This is a genomic window from Listeria grandensis (assembly GCF_014322885.1).
Lineage (GTDB): Bacteria > Bacillota > Bacilli > Lactobacillales > Listeriaceae > Listeria_A > Listeria_A grandensis.
Genome location: NZ_JAASUG010000004.1, coordinates 295679 through 313228, shown reverse-complemented (window position 1 = coordinate 313228; position 17550 = coordinate 295679). Strand labels below are relative to the sequence as shown.

At 45.8% G+C, this 17550-nt stretch carries 12 protein-coding genes, 10 tRNA genes and 1 riboswitch; of the genes, 20 read left to right on the top strand and 2 right to left on the bottom strand.

Translation table 11 applies throughout. The annotated features are described in order from the left end of the window. Positions 1–115: 115 nt before the first annotated feature. The 15 genes from HCJ54_RS08065 to HCJ54_RS07995 all read left to right on the top strand — a co-directional run bounded on the left by HCJ54_RS08065 (position 116) and on the right by HCJ54_RS07995 (position 9059). Positions 116–189: transfer RNA gene (locus tag HCJ54_RS08065), tRNA-Met, on the top strand. 4 nt (positions 190–193) lie between these two features. After that, positions 194–266, top strand: a tRNA-Asp gene (locus HCJ54_RS08060). Between the two features lie 10 nt (positions 267–276). After that, positions 277–349: transfer RNA gene (locus tag HCJ54_RS08055), tRNA-Phe, on the top strand. A 28-nt stretch (positions 350–377) separates the two neighbouring features. Further along, positions 378–453 (top strand) — tRNA-Thr (locus HCJ54_RS08050). 14 nt (positions 454–467) lie between these two features. Next, positions 468–540: transfer RNA gene (locus HCJ54_RS08045), tRNA-His, on the top strand. Positions 541–564: 24 nt separating this feature from the next. Next, positions 565–635 (top strand) — tRNA-Gly (locus HCJ54_RS08040). A gap of 14 nt (positions 636–649) precedes the next feature. Further along, positions 650–726: transfer RNA gene (locus HCJ54_RS08035), tRNA-Ile, on the top strand. Positions 727–732: 6 nt separating this feature from the next. Next, positions 733–805 (top strand) — tRNA-Asn (locus HCJ54_RS08030). A gap of 19 nt (positions 806–824) precedes the next feature. Continuing rightward, positions 825–915: transfer RNA gene (locus HCJ54_RS08025), tRNA-Ser, on the top strand. A gap of 30 nt (positions 916–945) precedes the next feature. Then, positions 946–1017, top strand: a tRNA-Glu gene (locus HCJ54_RS08020). A gap of 85 nt (positions 1018–1102) precedes the next feature. Next, entirely contained in the window at positions 1103–2269 is a 1167-nt protein-coding gene (locus HCJ54_RS08015; RefSeq protein ID WP_187137281.1) for an MFS transporter, read from the top strand. Positions 2270–2352: 83 nt separating this feature from the next. After that, a riboswitch (SAM riboswitch) is annotated at positions 2353–2459 on the top strand. Between the two features lie 95 nt (positions 2460–2554). Continuing rightward, on the top strand, positions 2555–4837 hold the full coding sequence (metE, locus tag HCJ54_RS08010) for a 5-methyltetrahydropteroyltriglutamate--homocysteine S-methyltransferase (RefSeq protein ID WP_187137261.1): 2283 nt from the start codon (positions 2555–2557) through the stop codon (positions 4835–4837). 73 nt (positions 4838–4910) lie between these two features. Continuing rightward, on the top strand, positions 4911–6038 hold the full coding sequence (locus HCJ54_RS08005; RefSeq protein WP_244966915.1) for an aminotransferase class I/II-fold pyridoxal phosphate-dependent enzyme: 1128 nt from the start codon (positions 4911–4913) through the stop codon (positions 6036–6038). Further along, the gene (gene metC, locus HCJ54_RS08000) at positions 6031–7203 is read left to right on the top strand and encodes a cystathionine beta-lyase (protein WP_187137260.1); all 1173 of its coding nucleotides are present in this window, start codon (positions 6031–6033) and stop codon (positions 7201–7203) included. Before HCJ54_RS08005 ends, metC begins: the two co-directional genes overlap by 8 nt. Then, entirely contained in the window at positions 7203–9059 is a 1857-nt protein-coding gene (locus tag HCJ54_RS07995) for a bifunctional homocysteine S-methyltransferase/methylenetetrahydrofolate reductase (protein WP_187137259.1), read from the top strand. Before metC ends, HCJ54_RS07995 begins: the two co-directional genes overlap by 1 nt. A 49-nt stretch (positions 9060–9108) precedes the next feature. Here the strand turns inward: HCJ54_RS07995 and HCJ54_RS07990 are convergent, their stop codons facing one another. Further along, complete coding sequence (locus HCJ54_RS07990; RefSeq protein ID WP_187137258.1) at positions 9109–10053, bottom strand: 1,4-dihydroxy-2-naphthoate polyprenyltransferase; 945 nt, start codon at positions 10051–10053, stop codon at positions 9109–9111. A gap of 196 nt (positions 10054–10249) precedes the next feature. On the opposite strand from HCJ54_RS07990, the gene HCJ54_RS07985 reads away from it, so the two are divergent. From HCJ54_RS07985 to HCJ54_RS07965, 5 genes are read left to right on the top strand one after another with little or no spacing between them, the layout of a single operon-like run. Continuing rightward, positions 10250–11644 (top strand): isochorismate synthase, encoded by a 1395-nt coding sequence (locus HCJ54_RS07985; RefSeq protein ID WP_187137257.1) that lies wholly within the window; start codon positions 10250–10252, stop codon positions 11642–11644. Next, complete coding sequence (menD, locus tag HCJ54_RS07980; protein ID WP_187137256.1) at positions 11631–13373, top strand: 2-succinyl-5-enolpyruvyl-6-hydroxy-3-cyclohexene-1-carboxylic-acid synthase; 1743 nt, start codon at positions 11631–11633, stop codon at positions 13371–13373. The genes HCJ54_RS07985 and menD overlap by 14 nt, the downstream gene beginning before the upstream one ends. A 2-nt stretch (positions 13374–13375) precedes the next feature. After that, a complete protein-coding gene (gene menH, locus HCJ54_RS07975) occupies positions 13376–14203 on the top strand; it encodes a 2-succinyl-6-hydroxy-2,4-cyclohexadiene-1-carboxylate synthase (RefSeq protein ID WP_187137255.1) in 828 nt (275 codons plus the stop codon). Continuing rightward, on the top strand, positions 14203–15021 hold the full coding sequence (menB, locus tag HCJ54_RS07970) for a 1,4-dihydroxy-2-naphthoyl-CoA synthase (RefSeq protein WP_036067566.1): 819 nt from the start codon (positions 14203–14205) through the stop codon (positions 15019–15021). The genes menH and menB overlap by 1 nt, the downstream gene beginning before the upstream one ends. 11 nt (positions 15022–15032) lie before the next feature. Further along, positions 15033–16454, top strand: a complete 1422-nt coding sequence (locus HCJ54_RS07965; protein WP_187137279.1) for an o-succinylbenzoate--CoA ligase — start codon at positions 15033–15035, stop codon at positions 16452–16454. A gap of 35 nt (positions 16455–16489) precedes the next feature. On the opposite strand, the gene HCJ54_RS07960 is transcribed toward HCJ54_RS07965, so the two are convergent. Continuing rightward, positions 16490–17443, bottom strand: coding sequence for a metal ABC transporter substrate-binding protein (locus HCJ54_RS07960; RefSeq protein WP_187137254.1), 954 nt, complete (start codon positions 17441–17443; stop codon positions 16490–16492). Positions 17444–17550 lie beyond the last annotated feature (107 nt).

Genomic DNA, 17550 nt, shown 5'->3' with positions numbered 1-17550 from the left:
TTGGCTGAAGGGATCGGTCTTGAAAACCGACAGGCGGGTAAGACCGCGCGGGGGTTCGAATCCCTCTTCCTCCTTTTCTACTTAGTGATTTGTGGATTAAATTTAATATTATTGTCGCGGGGTGGAGCAGTCTGGTAGCTCGTCGGGCTCATAACCCGAAGGTCGCAGGTTCAAATCCTGTCCCCGCAATTGTGGTTCCGTGGTGTAGGGGTTAACATGCCTGCCTGTCACGCAGGAGATCGCGGGTTCAAATCCCGTCGGGACCGCTTTACATATGGCTTGGTAGCTCAGTTGGTAGAGCACTTGATTGAAGCTCAAGGTGTCGGCAGTTCGATTCTGTCCCAAGCCACCTTTTAAATTATGATATTATATCTTAAGCCGGCTTAGCTCAGTTGGTAGAGCAACTGATTTGTAATCAGTAGGTCGCGAGTTCGACTCTTGCAGCCGGCACCATATTAGCAATAGCGGCGGCTATGGCGAAGTGGTTAACGCACCTGATTGTGGTTCAGGCATGCGTGGGTTCGATTCCCACTAGCCGCCTTTATAGTTCTTACTTTGGATGATGCGGGTGTAGTTTAGTGGTAAAACTACAGCCTTCCAAGCTGTTGTCGTGGGTTCGATTCCCATCACCCGCTCTTTTATTTTTTATGGGCCTATAGCTCAGCTGGTTAGAGCGCACGCCTGATAAGCGTGAGGTCGATGGTTCGAGTCCATTTAGGCCCACCATATTATTCCACAGTAGCTCAGTTGGTAGAGCAATCGGCTGTTAACCGATCGGTCGCAAGTTCGAGTCTTGCCTGTGGAGTTTGCAAGTTGTTTATATTGGGGAAGTACTCAAGTGGCTGAAGAGGTGCCCCTGCTAAGGGTATAGGTCGTTAACGCGGCGCGAGGGTTCAAATCCCTCCTTCTCCGCCAGTATAAAAGATGCGAAATTTAATTTATATGGGCCCGTTGGTCAAGCGGTTAAGACACCGCCCTTTCACGGCGGTAACACGGGTTCGAATCCCGTACGGGTCATCGCTGATTATAAAGAACAATGTCATGTTAATGGCATTGTTCTTTTTATTGCAAAAATAGGTATTTGGAGGATAGGCGCGACATGATAGGTAATAGGTTTAAATTTTGGATTTTGACGGTTGTAGTTGCTATTTCTGGATTATCTCAAGGGTTGTTGTTGCCATTAATTTCAATTGTTTTTGAGGAAAATGGTATTTCTCCGGGCTTAAATGGATTCCATGCTACGGGGATATATATTGGGGTATTATTAGTATCTCCATTTATCGAGGCACCATTGCATAGGTTTGGTTATAAAGCAATTATTATCGTGGGTGGTGGGATTGTAGCTCTTGCGCTTTTGTTGTTTCCACTATGGTTTAATTTGTATTTTTGGTTTGTGTTGCGTTTATTAATTGGAGTGGGAGATCATATGTTGCATTTTTCTTCGCAGACTTGGATTGGTGCAATGAGTCATCCTGCAAAACGTGGACGGAATATGGCTGTATATGGATTATTTTTCTCGTTAGGATTTGCAATTGGGCCGCAATTGGTTAATTTGATGGCTGTTAATGTGAATTTGCCTTTTATCGTATCGGGAATAATGGTTATTATTGCTTGGGGACTTGTGTGGTTCTTGAAAAATGATTTTGTTGCAGAAAGTGATGGGATTCGTGAGATTTCGTTTTTTGATAGCTTGAAGCGATTCTCAGATGTCTTTCGTTTAGCTTGGATTGCTATGATTCCACCGTTTGTTTACGGTATTTTAGAGACGGCTCTTAATGCTACTTTTCCGATTGTCGGTTTGCGGGACGGGATTCCGCAGGCGATGGTTGTGACGATTATCTCTTCGTTTTCGGTGGGGACTATTTTATTTCAAGTTCCAATCGGGATTTTGAGTGATAGGCTTGGAAGGGCCAGGGTGCTGCCGGTTTTTGTTGGAGCGGGCGCGGCTGTGTTTTTTGTGACGGCTTTTGTGAGTAGTAGTATTTTATTGGTTGTTATGTTTTTTATTTTGGGTATTTTATTGGGATCGATGTACTCACTCGGATTGTCATATATGACGGATTTGACGCCGCTTGCGCTACTTCCTGCGGGTAATATTTTGGTAGGAATGAGCTTTAGTTTGGGGAGCATTATGGGCCCTTCAGCGACGGGAATTATGATTGGGTTGTTTGGTAATGATGTTTTTTATTTTGTTATTACGGGGCTCTTGATTGTGGCTTTCTTAGCTTTGTTTTTGGGGAATATGCGGAAAAATTCTTCTTTAGGATAATTTTTTAGTTGACAGGAATTTGGTGGGATGGTAATATAAGTTCAATACATTCGAACTGGATGTAATTTCAATTTCATATGAAACTCTTATTGTGAGTGGTAGAGGGACTGGCCCTGTGAAACCCGGCAACCTTTCATTTTTTTGAAAAGGTGCTAAATCCTGCGAAGTGTGATGCTTCGAAAGATAAGAGAGTGAAGCGTGTTCGTATTTCGGATATTCGTAACCTCTCTGGTCTTACTGGAGAGGTTTTTTATATGAAAAAAAGAGAAGGAATGGTGATGTGAAATGGCAAAAGTTCAAAGTTCAAATTTAGGGTATCCACGTTTAGGGGAGAAACGGGAATGGAAGAAGGCGCTTGAGAATTATTGGAACGATAAGATTTCAGAAGAGCAATTACTTTCTGAAACTAAAGAATTGCGTTTACATGCTTTGAAGAAACAGCAGGATAAGGGGATTGATTTGATTCCTGTTGGGGACTTTTCTTTTTATGATCATATTTTAGATACGAGTGTTACTTTTGGTATTGTGCCAAAACGTTTTAATTATGAGTCTGGGAAAGTAGGTCTAGATACATATTTCGAGATTGCTCGTGGTAAGGATGATGCGGTGGCCTCTGAAATGACGAAATGGTTTAATACGAATTATCATTACATTGTGCCGGAGCTTTCGGATGCAAAACCACAATTGACGGAGAATCGTGCGTTGTTTTATTACGAGGAAGCGAAACGGGAGCTAGGGATTGATGGTAAGCCTGTTCTTGTTGGTCCGATTACGTATTTGAAATTAGCGAAGGGAAACGATGATTTTAAAGGGTTGCTAGATCAGTTGGTGCCACTTTATGGTCAGGTTTTGAAGGAGCTTGAGACGGCTGGTGCGAAATGGGTGCAGATTGATGAGCCTTACTTGGCTACTAGTTTTGAGAAGGAAGAGTTAGCTTGGTTTGAGGAAGTGTATGCTTCATTCAAGGATGCTGCACCGAAATTGAAGATTGAATTGCAAACCTATTTCGAAAGTCTTGATTATTTCGAAGATGTTGTGAAACTGCCGGTGGATGCGATTGGTGTGGATTTTGTACATGATCACGGGGAATCTATCGAGGCTTTAGAAAAATTTGGATTCCCAGCGGATAAGATTTTGGCTGCTGGCGTGATTGATGGGCGTAATGTGTGGCGTGCGGATTTGGATGCGAAATTGGCATTGCTGGAACGGATTGCAAAAGTGGTACCTAAAGAGCGTTTAATCGTGCAACCGTCTAGTTCGTTGTTACATGTGCCGGTGACTAAGGCGAGTGAGCCTGATTTAGATGAGGTGTTGCTTGGAGGTTTGTCATTTGCTGATGAGAAGTTGGCGGAGCTAGTGGCCTTGACGAAGGCGCTTAATGCGGAGGATGTGGCAGCGGAATTCGCGCATGCGAAGGCTGGACTTGATGCCATAAATGGTTCACATCATCGAAATAATGCGACGGTTCAAGAAGCAATTCGCAACTTGGAGCATGTAGAAGTGAAGCGTGATTTACCGTTTGCAGAGCGGATCAAGTTGCAACATGAGTGGTTGCAGTTGCCGTTATTGCCAACGACAACGATCGGTAGCTTCCCGCAATCACCTGAGGTTCGGAAAAAACGTTCGGATTGGTTGAAAAAAGTGATTACGGATGCGGAGTATGAGAAGTTCATTGAAGCGGAGACGGAACGTTGGATCCGGATTCAAGAGGATTTAGACTTAGATGTGCTCGTGCATGGTGAGTTTGAAAGAACGGACATGGTTGAGTATTTTGGTCAGAAGTTGGATGGTTTCCAAGCAACGAAATTTGGTTGGGTGCAGTCATATGGTTCGCGTGCGGTGCGTCCACCATTGGTTTATGGGGATGTGGCCTTCACGGAAACGATTACGGTGAAAGAGAGTGTCTACGCACAATCGCTAACGAATCGGCCTGTGAAGGGAATGTTGACGGCACCAGTGACTATTATCAATTGGTCGTTTGTTCGTGATGATGTGCCGGATTATGTCGTTGCGAATCAAGTTGGTTTGGCGCTTCGCAAAGAGGTGGAAGCACTGGAGGCAGCTGGAATTCGTGTGATTCAAGTCGATGAGCCGGCACTTCGTGAAGGTTTACCGCTGAAGCGTTCGAGATGGAAAAAATATTTGGATGATGCGGTTTATTCTTTTAAATTGACAACGACTTCGGTTAAAAATGATACGCAAATTCATACGCATATGTGTTATGCCGAGTTTGAGGATATTATCGATACGATTAGTGCGCTTGATGCGGATGTGATTTCGATTGAAACGTCTCGGAGCCATGGTGAGATTATCGAGACGTTTGAAAAAGTTGCGTATGACAAAGAGATTGGCCTAGGTGTGTATGACATTCATAGTCCACGAGTACCAACAACTGGTGAGATTCAGGGTAATATTCGTAGAGCATTAAAAGTAATCGACGCGCGTCAGTTCTGGGTGAATCCAGATTGTGGCTTGAAAACGCGTAAAGAGAAAGAAACAATCGCGGCACTGCAAGACATGGTCAATGCCACGAAGGAGATTCGCGAAGAGTACAAAGTGGCAAAATAATAGGAAATAAGGCGCTAGGAACGGCATCATGTTGCTACTCCTGGCGCTTTTTAATTGGATGGAGGAGATTGGATTGACAAAGTTAAACAAAGAAACAATTGTAGCGCAAATTGGAAATCGAAAAAGTGGGGCGACTGGTGCTGTGAATATGCCGATTTATTTGTCGACTGCATACCGTCATGAAGATCTAGGTGTTTCAACGGGATATGATTATACGAGAACGGGTAACCCAACGCGGGAAGTTTTAGAGGAATCGCTTGCAACGCTTGAAAATGGGACGGCTGGTTTTGCAACAAGTTCTGGAATGAGTGCGATTCAGCTTATATTTACGTTGTTTGCGAGTGGCGATCATATTATCTCTTCGCGTGATTTATATGGTGGTACATATCGTTATTTTGAATTGATTGCGAAGAAGTATAAGATTGATTTTTCATACTGGGAGACAACGGATATTGCTGATTTGGAAGGATTGGTAACGCCGGCAACGAAAGCTGTTTTCATTGAGACACCTACAAATCCTTTAATGGTAGAAACTGATTTGGCGGAGGTTGTAGCTTTTGCGAAGAAGCATGGTTTGCTGGTAATTGTGGATAATACGTTTTTGACGCCAATTTTGCAACAACCACTGGATCTGGGTGCGGATATTGTTTTTCATAGTGCAACGAAGTATTTGGGTGGGCATAATGATGTGTTGGCGGGTGCAGTGATCGTAAAGGTTGAGGAATTAGCGATACAATTGCGTGATTTCCATAATTCGATTGGTGCGGTGCTTTCGCCGTTTGATAGTTGGTTGTTGATGAGGGGACTGAAGACGCTCGTTCTGCGAGTGGAGCAACATCAGAAAAATGCACGAAAAGTGGCGGAGTTTTTGGAAGGTCACGCGGCTGTGACAAAAGTACTTTATCCAGGAAAAGGTGGCATGGTCAGTTTCTTGATAAAGGATGCAACGCTTGTTTCGCCGCTATTACGGAGCCTCGAGTTATTTACTTTTGCGGAGAGTCTGGGTGGCGTGGAGAGTTTGATTACGTATCCGGTGACGCAGACGCATGCAGATGTGCCGAGGGAATTACGAGAATCGTATGGTTTGACGGATGAGTTGTTACGAATCTCGGTAGGAATCGAAAATAGTGATGATTTGATTGCGGATTTGGATCAAGCATTTGCAAGTGTGTTGAAGGAGGGGGTGAGCGTGCATGAGTAAGGAGAATATTTCTTTTAATACGAAGGTGGTGCATGCGAGCCTTGGAATCGATGAGGCGACTGGGGCACTGAATACGCCGCTTCATTTGTCATCGACATTTCATCAGCCGGATTTTGATAATTATCACGAATTTGATTATGCGAGATCGGGGAATCCGACGCGTCAAGCCGTGGAAGAGGCGATTGCTAAATTAGAAAATGGGACGCATGGTTTTGCGTTTGCAACGGGCATGGCTGCGATCTCAGCTGCGCTTTTGACGTTGTCGCAGGGCGATCATTTTATTATTTCTGGTGATGTGTACGGCGGCACGTTTCGTCTGACGGAGCAGATTTTACCACGATTTGGCATCACGCATACATTTGTTGATATGGGGAATTTGGATGCTGTTGCGGCGGCTTTTCAGGAGAATACGAAGCTGGTTTATGTAGAAACGCCATCGAATCCATTGATGCGTGTGACGGATATTGCGGCTGTCGCGCGACTTGCGAAGGCGCATGATTGTTATACATTTGTCGATAATACGTTTTTGACACCAGCTTTGCAACGACCGCTTGATTTGGGTGCGGATTTAGTGGTGCACAGCGCGACGAAGTTTATCGGTGGACATAGCGATATTTTAGCGGGGCTTGTGGTGACGAATAATGAGGAGTTGGCTAAACAAGTCTATTTCATGCAAAACTCAACGGGGGGCGTGCTTGGAGTCCAAGATTGCTGGTTATTATTGCGTGGTCTCAAAACATTGGCGGTTCGGATGGATGTGGGTACGGCATCAGCGCAGATCTTGGCGGAATTTTTGCAGGCAGATGATCGCGTGAAGGCGGTTTTTTATCCGGGACTTACGACGCATCCGGATTATGCAATCCAGCAGCAACAAGCGGATTCAGCAGGTGCGGTTTTATCTTTTGACCTTGGAAGTGAGGAGGCGGCGCGCCAGTTTGTGAATCATGTGAAACTGCCAGTTTTTTCGGTGAGTTTAGGTGCGGTGGAGAGTATTTTATCGTACCCAGCGAAGATGTCTCATGCGGCGATTCCGGAAGAAGAACGGTTGAAACTCGGTATTACACCGGGATTATTACGCTTTTCGGCGGGGCTTGAGGATGTGGCTGATGTCATTGCAGACTTCAAGCAAGCGCTCGCGTATACAGTAGAAAGGAGTGCTCGTTGATGAATTTACGCCGCGATTTAAGTGAAAAGGTTTTAATTGCTGATGGTGCAATGGGTACACTGCTTTATTCTTATGGGGTTGACCGTTCCTTTGAAGAATTGAATTTATCGCATCCAGATGATATTGTTGCAATCCATCGGGCTTATATCGAGGCCGGGGCAGATGTTATCCAGACGAACACGTATAGCGCGAATTATATCAAGTTGTCAAGATATGGTTTGCAAGATGATATTAAGAAAATTAATCAAGCGGCTGTGCGCCATGCAAAAGAGGCGGCGCGTGGGACGGGAGTTTATATTTTTGGGACGATTGGGGGGATTCACGGTGCGAATGATGCGCGAATTTCGGCGCCAGACATGGAAGAGATTAAGCGTAGTTTCCGTGAACAGTTGTATTGTTTATTGCTTGAAGGCGTAGATGCCATTTTATTGGAAACGTATTATGATTTAGACGAGTTGAAAACGGTTTTAAAAATTACTCGAGAGGCGACGGATTTACCGATTGTGGCGAATGTTTCTATGCATGAGCCGGGACTTTTACAGAGTGGTCAAACGCTAGCTTCGGCGCTTCAGGAACTGGCGGATTTGGGTGCAGACGTGGTAGGCGCCAATTGCCGACTTGGTCCGTATCACATGGCGAAGGCGCTAGAAACGGTACCGATATTGGATAATGCTTATTTGGCGGCCTATCCAAATGCGAGCTTGCCGCAAATGGAGGAAGGGAAAGTCGTTTATCAGACGGAAACAGATTATTTTGAGCAGTATGGAGAAATTTTCAGGCAGGAAGGTGTGCGCTTGATTGGTGGCTGTTGTGGGACAACACCAGATCATATTCGGGCATTGCGCAAAGGCCTGCAGTCAACGGAGCCTGTGACTGCAAAAACGGTTCACCCAATTTTGGAATTAGCGGAACTTGAGGTGGCGGAAGATGTAGGTGTACGCCTTACGGATAAGGTGAAGGGTCAGTTTACCGTGTTGGTTGAGCTTGATCCACCGCGGACGTTTGATACGGCGAAGTTTTTCGAAGGGGCGAAGGAGCTTGATGAGGCGGGCGTGGATGCGATTACGATTTCGGATAATTCGCTTGCGACACCGAGGATTAGCAACATGGCACTCGCCGCGATTCTGAAGCATGAGTATGATATCCGCCCGCTGATTCATTTGACGACGCGCGATCATAATTTAATCGGTATGCATTCCCATATCATGGGTTTTCATAAGTTGGGGATTCAAGATGTGCTAGCCGTGACGGGAGATCCGAGTAAAGTTGGTGACTTTCCAGGTGCATCGTCGGTATTTGATTTGCGATCGGTAGAACTTGTACAGCTGATAAAAAAATTCAATGATGGGATTTCATACACGGGGAAATCGCTGAAGGAGAAAGCTAGGTTCCAAGTAGCTGCGGCTTTTAATCCGAATGTGTTGAAGTTAGATAAAGCGGTGCGTTTAATTGAACGAAAAGTCGAGTATGGCGCGGATTATATTATTACGCAACCGATTTATGATACGGAAAAAGCAGTACAGTTGAAAGAGGCGCTAGTCGAGGCGGGTATTACTGTCCCTGTTTTTGTTGGGGTAATGCCGTTACTTTCGAGTCGTAACGCGGAGTTTCTGCATAATGAAGTTCCTGGGATTCGCTTGACAGACGAGGTTAGGGAAAGAATGCGAGAAGCTGATAAAAATGGAACAGGGCGAGAAGAAGGGATGGCGATTGCGAAGGAAATTATCGATGCGATTTGTGAACATTTTAATGGTGTCTACATTATCACGCCGTTCTTGCGCTATGATTTATCGATTGAGTTGACGAAGTACGTGCAGAGTAAGCAACAAGTCGTAGAAGTTAGTTCGCAAAATTAAAAAGTAGCAGCATACCTGTTGATGATGGTTTGCTGCTACTTTCTATGACTTAAAAATCAACCATATTGGCGCTTAAAAGGCTAATCAAAAACGCGATGGCTAGTAGTATTCCAAAGAATGTTAAGGCTTTGCTCGTTGCTTTCATCGCGGGAACCATTGTAATTGGTACGCTTTTTCCGATGAAGCGGCGAACGGCTTTGATGGCTTCTGGAACGCTGAGTAAAATGATCAGAATCCAAGGTGTTGCTTGGATCGTAAAGATGAGCGCGATTTCCCAAACATACGCGAAAATAAAGGCGAATGTGAAGAGAATCAGTGCTCCTTTTCGGCCTAGTAAAATCGCGAGTGTTAGGCGACCGTTTGCTTTGTCAGGCTCCAAATCGCGGATGCTGTTGGCGAGTAATAAGTTACCAACTAGCACCATCACTGGAATCGATACGTAGACGATGAATGAGCTAATAAATCCGGCTTGAATATAGAAGGAAATGAATGTGATAATACCTCCCATAAAGAAGCCTGCCATGATCTCGCCAAACGGTGTGTAAGCAATTGGATATGGTCCACCGGTGTATAAATATCCGACTACCATCGAAATAATACCGAGTAACCCAATCCACCAATTATTCACGTCCATACATAAGTAAATACCACCAAGAATCGCTAATACGTATAGAAAAATGGCTAGGAATAAAATAAAGCCTGGCTTCATCCCGTTTCGGACAATTGCGCCGCCGTTTCCTACTGTATGCTCATCGTCTTGCCCTTTTTTGAAGTCGTAATATTCATTAAAGAGGTTGGCAGAGGTCTGAATAAGGAAACAGGATATTAGCATGACTAAAAAGCGCGTAAAATGAAAACTTTCGTAGCTCATTGCGACTGTTGTTCCTAAAAATACTGGGACAAAAGATGCGACCAGTGTGTGCGGACGTAGTAACATCCACCATTTATGGAATCCAGAATGTCTTACAATAGCTGATTTTGTACCGTGTGCCATGTGTTTCTCTCCTTTTATAAAAGCTTTATACTTGTTCAATTTTAGGCATTATTTCGCTATTAGTCAATAATTATGGGATAATTCTTTTTCAAAGGCTGATTGCTCCCGTTTTTGTAAAGTGTCTAGAGGTGTAAAAATGGATGGCTTTTGTTATAATGGATGGGTGAGTGAAGGCAATGAAGGAGAGATGAGTTATATGGGTTTAACATTGCCGATAGAGCTATTTGAGCAGGCAAAGCGTAAACAAATTTCGCAACAGGATGATGTGTTATTAAGCTGGGTTTCAGAGATTCCTGATGGTGAGGCAAAGCGCATTTTTGATCAAGGGAATAATTTTTTTAAAGGCGAGCGTTTTTTCTGGCAAAATAAAGAACGGACGTTGCGACTTGCAGGTCTTGGTGTTATGGATCAGTTGCGAGTAGAGCGGGGGCAGGAGAGGTTTTTAGCACTACATACGAGAAAAGAACAGGTGCTCAGAAAGACGGTAACAAACAGTGAGGAAATCGCTTGTGGAGCCGTTTATTTTGGCGGGTTTCGTTTTGATGATCAGCATGATGCAACACCTGAGTGGGAGAAATTTGGGGAAGGATTTTTTTATTTGCCACTTTTTTTAGTGACGGAGAAGGAAAATCGTTGCTATTTATCGGTGAATCTGTGGCTTAAAGAGGCGGATGATTATGCGAAAGTGGAGACTGTGATGGCGCAGTGGGATAACATTGCCGTGTCGCCAGTGGGACGTGACCCAGAAGTGACTTGTATTTTTGAGGAGCGTTTGGCGGAGGAGGCTTGGCTGGAGGCTGCGACGGATGTTGTGAGCTTGCTGCAAGAAACGCCTGATATGCAGAAAGTTGTATTGGCTCGGCGGATGCGACTTGGATTTGATGGATTTCTTTCGAGTAGTGTTATCATTGCCAATATGGAGGAGCAACAGAGGAATAGTTATTGTTTCGTGTTGGAAAATGGAACGAGTACTTTCTTTGGTGCGACGCCTGAGCGCTTGTTGTTGGCGGACGAGTCTCATTTGGAGTCTGCTTGTGTCGCAGGGTCGATTGCGCGCGGCGTGTCGGCGAGTGAGGACGCGATGCTCGGTGAAACGCTACTTAGTGATGCGAAGAACTTGGCGGAACACCATTTTGTTGTAGAGATGATTAAGGAAACGATGGCGCGATTTTGTGAGGATGTGCAGGTATCGGCGAGTCCGGTATTGCTTAAGAATCGGGATATTCAGCATTTATATATGACGGTTTCGGGACGCCGAGGCGAGGCGAAGTTGCTGGATGTTTTACGGGCGCTTCATCCGACACCAGCGCTTGGTGGTTGGCCGCAAGCGGAGGCCATGGCGGTCATTCGTTTGAAAGAAGCGATGGATCGTGGTTTCTACGGGGCACCGATTGGTTGGATTGACCCACTAGATCGTGGTGAGTTTGCGGTTGCTATTCGCTCAGCGCTCACTGTCGATACGAATGCACTGCTGTATGCAGGATGCGGGATTGTGGCGGACTCGGTACCAACAGAAGAGCTTGCGGAAACGGCGATTAAGTTTCAGCCGATGTTGCGGGTATTAGGAGGTAAAGTACATGAACGATCATAGACAAGTCATGACGGAGTATTTGGCGGCTTTTATTGAGGAATTGGTACAGGCTGGTGTGAAGGAAGCTGTTATTAGCCCTGGTTCGCGCTCAACGCCGATTGCTTTATTGATGGCAGAACATCCGACACTAAAAATTTATGTGGATGTAGATGAACGCTCGGCGGGATTTTTTGCACTAGGGATTGCGAAGGCTTCGAAGCGACCAGTCGTCTTGTTATGCACGTCGGGAACGGCGGCGGCGAATTATTTTCCGGCGGTAGCAGAAGCGAACTTGTCGCAGGTTCCGTTGCTTGTTTTGACGGCGGATCGGCCGCATGAGTTACGCAATGTTGGGGCACCACAGGCGATGGATCAGGTGCGTCTATTTGGGACGCATGTCAAAGATTTCACGGATATGGCGATGCCCGAAAATTCGACGGAGATGTTGCGGTTTGCAAAATGGCACGGTTCGAAGGCTGTCGATATCGCGATGAATGCGCCGCGTGGGCCGGTTCATTTGAACTTTCCGTTGCGCGAACCGTTGATGCCTATTTTGGAGCCGTCGCCGTTTGCAGTGACGGAAAAGAAACGTCGCCATGTGCATATTTATTATACGCATGAGGTGCTAGAAGACGCTGTGATCGCGCAAATTATTGAGGCGTGTGCTGGGAAACGTGGCGTTTTTGTCGTAGGACCACTGGATAAAAAGGCCTTTTCGCCGAAATTAGTAACGCTCGCGGAGCAGATTGGGTGGCCGATTTTGGCGGATCCATTGTCGCAGCTACGCAGTTATGGCGCGCTTAGTGATGCGGTGATTGACCAGTATGACGCGATTTTGCAAGAGGAGGAGGCGCGCACGGCTTTGCGACCAGAAATTGTGATTCGCTTTGGTGCGATGCCTGTTTCAAAACCACTTATGAAATGGTTGGAGGCACTAGAGGATGTGATGTTTTACGTTGTTGATCCTGGTGCGGCGTGGAAAGATCCGATTAAAGCGGTAACCAACATGATCCATTGCGATGAACATTTCCTCGTCGGTGCGCTGACGGATGGTTGGCAAGACAAGACTGCACCTGATTGGGCAGCATCTTGGAAAACGTTAAATGCAAAAGTGAAAACAGTTATCAGTGCGCATATGGAGACGCTTGATGTGCTAGATGAAGGAAAACTTGTGTATGATCTGCGTGAATGGATTCCGGAGAAGGCAGGCTTGTTCATTGGTAACAGTATGCCGATTCGTGATGTCGATACGTATTTTGCACAGGTGGATAAACAGATACGTATGCTTGCTAATCGCGGTGCGAATGGTATTGACGGTGTGATATCTTCGGCGCTTGGTGCGAGCTTGACGGAACAGCCGATGTATTTATTGATTGGCGATCTATCGTTTTATCATGATATGAATGGGCTTTTGATGGCGAAAAAATATGGGTTAAACTTGACGATCATTGTGGTGAATAATAATGGTGGCGGGATCTTCTCGTTCTTACCACAAGCGTCTGAGCCAAAGTATTTTGAGACGTTGTTTGGAACGGGAGCAGATATTGATTTCCGTTATGCTGCTGCGCTTTACGAAGGTGATTTTCATGAGGCGCGGAATTGGGATGAGCTTCATGATGCGTTTGATCAGGCTCATTTCCATAAGGGGCTGGATATCATTGAGGTGAAGACGAATCGGTATGAAAATGTGGATAGTCATCGGGTTTTATGGGAAGCAATTAAGACGGCAATTCGTGCGGAGTTGGCATAAAGATGCGAATTCGGGATGTGGAGTACCACGTTGTGGAGACGAATCGGGATGCCTCGTCGCGTGGAACCTTGTTGTTGCTTCATGGCTTTACAGGGTCGCATGCGACGTATGACGCAGTTTTACCAATGTTGTCGGCGGATTGGCATTGTGTGATAGTAGATTTGCTTGGGCATGGTGCGACAGATGCGCCGCTTGATACGTCCAGATATTCGATGGAGTCGCAGGTTGCTGATTTGATCGCGATTTTAGACGGGATCGGTGCTGAAAAGGCATCTGTGCTCGGATATTCGATGGGTGGCAGATTGGCGTTGGGGCTTGCGACGTTCTATCCCAATCGCATCCAGACACTGGTTTTGCAAAGTGCTTCGCCGGGTTTGGAATCAGAAGAGGCACGGGCTTTACGCGTTTTGAAGGACGCAGAACTTGCGCAAAAAATCGCTGAGCAAGGCGTCGCAAATTTTGTGACAGATTGGGAGAAGTTGCCGCTTTTTGCGACACAGCAACATCTCTCGGAAGCTATGCAACGCAAGATTCGGGCAGAACGCCTGAATCAGCGGGCACACGGTTTAGCTGGAAGTCTTAACGGCATGGGGACAGGCGCGCAGCCTTCTTTATGGGAGGATTTACCGATGCTTCAGGTGCCGACGCTACTTTTGGCGGGGCAGAAGGATCCGAAATTTTGCGGGATTGCGCTGGAAATGAAAACCGCGCTTCCCGATGCAAAATATATTACTTTTTCAAATGCGGGGCATACGATTCATATCGAGCAGCCGGAGAGCTTTGGCTATGCGGTCCGCAATTGGTTACGAATTAGAGGAGGAACGAAATAATGGGTTTTGAGTGGAAGAAAGAGAAGGATTATACGGAGATTAAGTATGAAACATTTGAGGGAATCGCGAAGATTACGATCGATCGTCCGCAGGTCCACAATGCTTTTACGCCGAGAACGGTGATTGAAATGATTGATGCGTTTACGATTGCGCGCGAGGATTCGAAGGTTGGCGTGATTATTTTAACAGGAGAAGGCGACAAAGCATTCTGTTCTGGTGGCGATCAGAAGGTTCGCGGGAACGGTGGCTATGTTGGTGAGGATAATATTCCACGCCTTAACGTGCTTGATTTGCAGCGTTTGATTCGGGTGATTCCAAAACCAGTAATCGCGATGGTTGCAGGTTGGTCGATCGGCGGCGGGAATGTGTTGCAACTCGTTTGTGATTTGACAATTGCAGCGGACAACGCGAAGTTTGGTCAAACAGGGCCGAATGTGGGCAGTTTTGACGCGGGTTACGGCTCGGGCTACTTGGCGCGCGTGATTGGGCATAAGAAAGCGAAGGAAGTTTGGTTCATGTGTCGCCAATATACCGCAGACGAAGCGCTTGAAATGGGCTGGATTAACACGGTCGTACCACTGGCGGATCTAGAAACAGAGACGGTTGCTTGGGCGAAGGAAATGTTGAAGAAGAGTCCGACGGCGCTTCGTTTTATCAAAGCGGCATTTAATGCGGACACGGACGGCCTGGCTGGAATTCAGCAGTTGGCTGGTGACGCCACGCTTCTTTACTACACAACGGACGAGGCAAAAGAAGGACGTGACGCGTTCAAAGAAAAACGTGATCCCGACTTCGATCAATTTCCGAAATTCCCTTGAGGTGAAAAATGATGGAACTAACCAATTGGTTGGAAAAACGAGTGCGGCTTTCTCCAGAGAAGACCGCGCTTGTTTTTCATGATAAACAAGAAACTTTTCTAGAGGTTTATGACGCGGTGCAAAAGGTGGCTGGGAAACTTGGTGGGTTCGGCGTGCGTCAAGGAGCGTATGTCGCTTTGCTGGGAAGAAATGATCGCGATACTTTTTTGATGATTCATGCGCTACAACAAATAGGGGCGCGGACGGTTTTTTTGAACAATCGGTTAACGGCGACGGAAATCGTGTTTCAGATACAAGATGCGCGGGTGGCATGTTGTTTTTACGCGGATGAGTTTGCACCTAAGATGGCGAGCTTGGATGTGGAGGCTATTTCATTTAGTAGCGTGATGTCAGCGCCAGTTTTGGATATCCCGCTTGTTGCCAATTTTGCGATGGATGAGGTTGCTTCGGTTATGTACACCTCAGGCACGACTGGGAAGCCTAAAGGCGTGATGCAGACGTTTGGCAACCATTGGTGGAGTGCGACAGGTTCGATGCTGAATCTTGGACTGGAAGCTTCGGATAGCTGGCTTTGCGCGGTGCCAATTTTCCATATTAGCGGTCTTTCGATTTTGATGCGCTCGGTGATTTATGGGATTCCAGTTTACTTGGAGGAACACTTTGACGCCAGACGCACCGATGCGCTCCTGAGAAACGGCGAAGTTACGATGATTTCAGTGGTTACGACGATGGTTGAGCGTTTGTTGGACGTTTTTCAAGAGCCGTACCATCCTCATTTTCGCTGTATGTTACTCGGCGGTGGACCTGCTAGCAAATCGCTACTGGAGGTCTGCTTTGAAAATGGAATCCCGCTTGTGCAGTCATTCGGCATGACGGAAACAGCTTCTCAAATCGTGACACTACCACCAGAAAAAGCATTGCAAAAAATCGGTTCCGCTGGGAAAGCCCTATTTCCCGCTGAAGTCAAAATCGGTGAACACGATGAAATTTTGCTAAAAGGCCCTTCGATCATGGTGGGATATTTGCATAACGAAAAGGCGACAGAGGGGGCGTTTGATGCGGGCGGCTGGTTCCAAACAGGTGACATCGGCTATATCGACGAAGATGGATTCCTGTTTGTTCTCGAAAGGCGCTCCGACTTGATTATTTCGGGTGGGGAAAATGTGTATCCGACAGAAATCGAGCATGTTTTGCTAGAACATCCGAGTGTTGCTGAAGTCGCAGTTGTTGCTGCACCAAGTGAAAAATGGGGCGAGGTACCAGTCGCGTTTGTTGTGACAAAAACTGGAATAGAGACCCAGTCACTGTTGACTTTCTGTGAACAGCGCCTTGCCAAATTCAAAATACCACAACAGTTTTACTTCTTAGAACAGCTCCCAAAAACGGCCTCACAAAAAGTGCAACGCCATCGTTTAAAAGAAAGATTACATTAAAGAAGGCCAAGCATGATGTAGCGCTTGGCCTTTTTTCAATAATTCAGTGCTTTATCTAACGAAGCTAAATTGTCTTTCATGATCGACATATAATCACGATTTGCATCCATGTCCTTCTGTGTCAATGTCTCTAAATTATGCAATTTCATCGTTTTCGTGTTGGTTTCTTTTTGAATCACATCCGCAATCTTGGAATTCGTATTCTGCTCCAATAAAATATACGGAATGTTGTCTTTCTTAATCGTGTTCACAATCGTGGTTAGTTTCTTCTGAGAGGGCTCATCACTCGTCGAAATACCTGCGATCGGGATTTGCTTCAAGCCGTACTCATTTTCCCAATAACCGTAGGCTGCATGCGCTGTTACAAAGTCTTTATGTTTTGCGCTTGCGGCCATTGTTTTATAGTCACTGTTCAGCGTCTTTAATTGCGATACCACCTGTTCATAATTCTTTTCAAATGTTGCTTTTTGTGCCGGGAGTTCTTTGCTTAAATTATCTTTGACAACACCTGCCATCGTTACCATATAGTTCGGATCAAGCCAAACGTGCGGATTCACATCACCGTGATCATGCCCGTCTTCGTCCTCTTCATGGTCGTGATCTTCGTCTTCGTCGTGAGTCGTAGCCGGTAATTTCAAGCCGTCTGTGGTCACGACAAACTTCACGTTTTCATTTTTTAGCGATTGTTTCGCCTTATCAACAAAACCTTCCATACCAAGCCCGATATAGAAAAACAGGTCACTATCTGCAATATTCATCATGTCTTTTTGTGAAGGATCAAAACTGTGGGCGTCAGATCCAGCCGGATACACGGAATGCGCATCGACATAATTGCCACCAATCTGTGCTGCTAAGTATTGTAATGGATATACCGTCGTATAAACGGTCAACTTGTCCTTATCTTTCGTCTGCGCGTCGCTGTTGCCACACCCGACCATAAAAATAGAAACAAGCAGGATAGAACTAAGTAAAATGGCTATTTTCTTCATGAAAGGTAACCCTCCTAAATCGAAATCGTTCTTATTTGATGCTTAAAAATAATAAATCGTAGCCATTACGATTTAACATCAGAAATTCATAATACCGTATATAGGAT

Bases quoted from the DNA above. Each gene is read 5' to 3' on its own strand.
- menD (WP_187137256.1), top strand. From the start codon at position 11,631: ATGAACGATCATAGACAAGTCATGACGGAGTATTTGGCGGCTTTTATT.
- HCJ54_RS07960 (WP_187137254.1), bottom strand. From the start codon at position 17,443: ATGAAGAAAATAGCCATTTTACTTAGTTCTATCCTGCTTGTTTCTATT.
- HCJ54_RS07995 (WP_187137259.1), top strand. From the start codon at position 7,203: ATGAATTTACGCCGCGATTTAAGTGAAAAGGTTTTAATTGCTGATGGT.
- metE (WP_187137261.1), top strand. From the start codon at position 2,555: ATGGCAAAAGTTCAAAGTTCAAATTTAGGGTATCCACGTTTAGGGGAG.
- HCJ54_RS07985 (WP_187137257.1), top strand. From the start codon at position 10,250: ATGGGTTTAACATTGCCGATAGAGCTATTTGAGCAGGCAAAGCGTAAA.
- HCJ54_RS07965 (WP_187137279.1), top strand. From the start codon at position 15,033: ATGGAACTAACCAATTGGTTGGAAAAACGAGTGCGGCTTTCTCCAGAG.
- menB (WP_036067566.1), top strand. From the start codon at position 14,203: ATGGGTTTTGAGTGGAAGAAAGAGAAGGATTATACGGAGATTAAGTAT.
- HCJ54_RS07990 (WP_187137258.1), bottom strand. From the start codon at position 10,053: ATGGCACACGGTACAAAATCAGCTATTGTAAGACATTCTGGATTCCAT.
- menH (WP_187137255.1), top strand. From the start codon at position 13,376: ATGCGAATTCGGGATGTGGAGTACCACGTTGTGGAGACGAATCGGGAT.
- metC (WP_187137260.1), top strand. From the start codon at position 6,031: ATGAGTAAGGAGAATATTTCTTTTAATACGAAGGTGGTGCATGCGAGC.